Annotated in this window: 3 protein-coding genes; 2 read left to right on the top strand and 1 reads right to left on the bottom strand. The window is 58.3% G+C overall.

Annotated elements, in window-relative coordinates:
• On the top strand, nt 1–831 hold an 831-nt coding region (gene lhgO, locus RMO15_RS10495), incomplete at its 5' end, for an L-2-hydroxyglutarate oxidase (RefSeq protein WP_309711675.1).
• On the opposite strand, the gene RMO15_RS10490 is transcribed toward lhgO, so the two are convergent.
• On the bottom strand, nt 806–1,360 hold the full coding sequence (locus RMO15_RS10490) for a hypothetical protein (protein ID WP_309711672.1): 555 nt from the start codon (nt 1,358–1,360) through the stop codon (nt 806–808). The genes lhgO and RMO15_RS10490 overlap by 26 nt on opposite strands.
• A gap of 103 nt (nt 1,361–1,463) precedes the next feature.
• Between RMO15_RS10490 and RMO15_RS10485 the strand changes: the two genes are divergently transcribed.
• Nucleotides 1,464–3,323 (top strand): DUF1549 domain-containing protein (locus tag RMO15_RS10485; protein ID WP_309711669.1); only part of this gene is annotated, 1,860 nt, incomplete at its 3' end.

Here is a 3,323-nt window from a genome sequence, read left to right as displayed (position 1 = left end):
CTTCAGGAGCACGAGCCCCATGTCCGAGGAGTCGCTGGGATTTTTGTCCCCAGCACAGGCATCATTGACTACAAAGAAGTGGCACAGACACTAGCTCAGCTCAGCTCCGAGCATGGGGCAGATATGAGGCGACAAACAAAGCTTCTCGGGATTGACCACAAGCCCGATGGCGTGACACTACAAACCACGCAAGGCGATTTTACGACGCGCTTACTCATTAACTGCGGCGGGCTCTACTCCGACCGTATCGCGACTCTGTCCGGAACGACTAGCAATGCCAAGATAATCCCGTTTCGCGGGGAGTACTACGAGCTCGTCCCTGAGAAACGCTCGCTTGTCAAGGGCCTCATCTACCCGGTGCCCAACCCCAGTTTCCCGTTTCTAGGCGTGCACTTCACGTGCATGACCGACGGAAGTGTTCACGCTGGACCCAACGCCGTCTTGGCACTCGCACGCGAAGGCTACCGAAAGACAGACCTAAACCTCGGTGAGCTGTGCGAGACCCTGACCTATCCTGCGTTCTGGAAGTTGGCAGCAAAGCACGGAGGCGAAGGGGCAAGAGAAATCCTGCGCTCGCTGAGCAAGACACTCTTTGTCCGCTCGATGCAAACCCTGATCCCGGAGATTCGGGCAGAAGATGTCATTCCCGCTGGCGCTGGAGTTCGTGCACAGGCGCTACAAAACACCGGCGAGCTGGTAGATGATTTCTTGCTGGTGGCAGGAGAGAGGCAGCTGCATCTCTGCAACGCACCCTCCCCTGCCGCCACGGCCTCGCTGGAGATCGCGAGAGAGCTGGTGGCGCAGCTTACTTGCCGCCGAGAAGTCCCTTAGCGGCGTCGCCTGCGCCTTTGAGCGCATCGCCCGCGCCCTTCACAGCACTTCCTGCTTTCTCCATGCCGCCTTTGACAGCCTCAGCACCCGCTTTTGCCTTTTCGGCTCCGGATTTGACTGCGTCGGTGGCGCCTTTTGCCTTCTCGCTGAGCTCACCTGGAAGCTTGGTCGCTGCCTCGCCCGCTTTGTCAGCAAGAGCGCCGACTTTTTCCGCGCCCGCTTTGGCTTTCTCAGCCCCGTCCTTAACGGTCTCCGTGATGCCCTTGTCTCCCTCCATCTTAGGAGTCTCAGGTTTGGGTGCTGCCGCCTTTTTGTCTGTGGGCTCTCCCGCAGGCTTGTCGGTCTTAACAGGCTCCGTTGGCTTACTTGCAGGTGCCTCGGCTTTAGGTGCTGCTTCCATCGGCTTTGCGGCATCCGCAGAAACCGGAGCAGGTGCGGACTCTTCCGCAGGCTTGTTGTCGCAACCTACGGTCAGTGCTCCTAAAATCATCATGCCCGCAAGTGAGGCCAGCCATTGTCGTGTTTCCAATATAGTCTCCTTGAATCAAATTCAGTCTATTCTACCGATCCTGCATTGACGTTCGTGCCGGAATAGGGGATAATTTTTTAGGATTTTTCAAGGGAGACTTTTCATGACTCAAAATCGGACTCGCGGTGGGATCTTACTGGCACTGACCGTGCTGGCGACAGGACTTGCCGTTATCGGCCCACGAGCACGCGCAAACACCAGAGCGACGGCACCGCAGTTTCTGCGCGATGTCTCTCCCATCCTCGACAAAAAAGGCTGCTCTGTCGCGGCCTGTCACGGAAAATTCGGGGGTCGCGGTGGCCTCCAGCTCTCACTACTGACGCTAACACCCGCCGATGACTTTGAGCCCCTCGTGCGCGGTGGTCGTGGTCGGCGTGTGAACTTAATCGAGCCCGAGAAGAGCCTACTTCTCATGAAGGCCACCAACAAGACCGCTCACGCTGGCGGCGAGCGTTTCTCCGAAAAATCCCCTGAGTACAGAACCATCCGCGACTGGATCGCTGCCGGAGCACCTTTTGACGAGGCCATAGACGCGACTCTGAGCAAGCTGACCGTAACACCCGCGCAGATCACGCTCAGCAAAGTCGGGCAGCGCGTGCCACTCAAAGTATTGGCAAGCTTCTCCGATGGCACAAGCCGCGACGTGACTGCGCAGGCCAACTACGAAACCAGCGACCCTGCAGTGGTAACCGTGGACGAAAAAGGCACCATGACCGGAAAGCGCTGGGGCGGTGCGGCCGTCGTCGTGCGCTATCTGGGCACCGTCCACGCCGCCTCGCTGACCTTGCCTCGCGAAGACAAAGCCCCCTACCCAAAACTCGCACCCGGTAATCTGATAGATGAGCTGATCTATGCGAACCTAAAGCGCCTCAATGTCCAACCCTCGCGCCCCACGAACGACTCGGAGTTTCTGCGCCGAGTCTCGCTGGATGTCCGTGGGATACTTCCCTCGGCTGACGAGTTCACCGCCTTTATCACCGACAAGGCTCTTGATAAGCGCACCAAGATCATTGATGCGTATCTGGACTCTCCCGAGTTTGTGGACATGCGCGTTCTGCGCCTTGGGGACATGCTTCGGGTTCATCCGCGGAATCTAGGCAACAACATCAGTGGAGAGCGAAGTGCGGCCCTCTTCACCGAGTGGCTCAAGGACTCTGTCGCACAAAACACTCCCTACGATCAGTTTGTCAAGCAGCTTCTGATGGCGCGTGGCTCGAGCTATACCAATGGCCCGACCAACTTCTATAAGATTGACCGTAACCCCGACGAGCGCATGGAGACCACGGCACAGGCGTTTTTAGGTCAGCGGATGGCCTGCGCACGCTGCCACAAACACCCCTTTGATAAGTGGACGACCGACGACTACTGGAACTTTGCCGCGTTTATGGGCCGTGTTGGGACGCGCAATGGCAACCTCGACGGTGAGTCGGAGATCTACTACAATCCCAATGGCCGTGTGAACAACCAGAGCGTCACGGGCAAGAACCGTGGAAAAGATGCCCCTCCGACGCTGCTGGGAACGGGCGCAGCTCTGGACACCAGCAACATGCGCTCCAGCCGTAGTAGCAATAATAATGGCCCTGACTTGGTAGGTGTCCTGTCGGACTGGGTCACCAGCCGCGACAACCCGTACTTCGCCAAAGCCACCGTGAACCGTGTCTGGAGCCACTATCTGGGCCGCGGTGTGGTGCACCCCGTGGACGACATGCGGGCCACGACTCCTTCCGCCGTTCCTGGTCTCCTAGAAGCCCTCGCCAAAGACTTCACCGACCACAAGTACGACCTGAAGCACACGATCCGAACGATCCTGAATTCCAAGACCTACCAGACCTCCAGCGAGGTCAACGCCACCAACGCGCTCGACAACCAGTTCTTCAGCCACTTCTACCCACGTCCCATGCTCGGCCAGGTGCTTCTGGATAATCTCAACCTTGCCACTGGTAGCACCGAGCGCTTCGGCGAC

It is taken from the genome of Armatimonas sp. (assembly GCF_031410135.1).
GTDB lineage: Bacteria > Armatimonadota > Armatimonadia > Armatimonadales > Armatimonadaceae > Armatimonas.
Note: the sequence above shows the minus strand (reverse complement) of the source record. Positions and strands in the feature narration are given on the sequence as shown.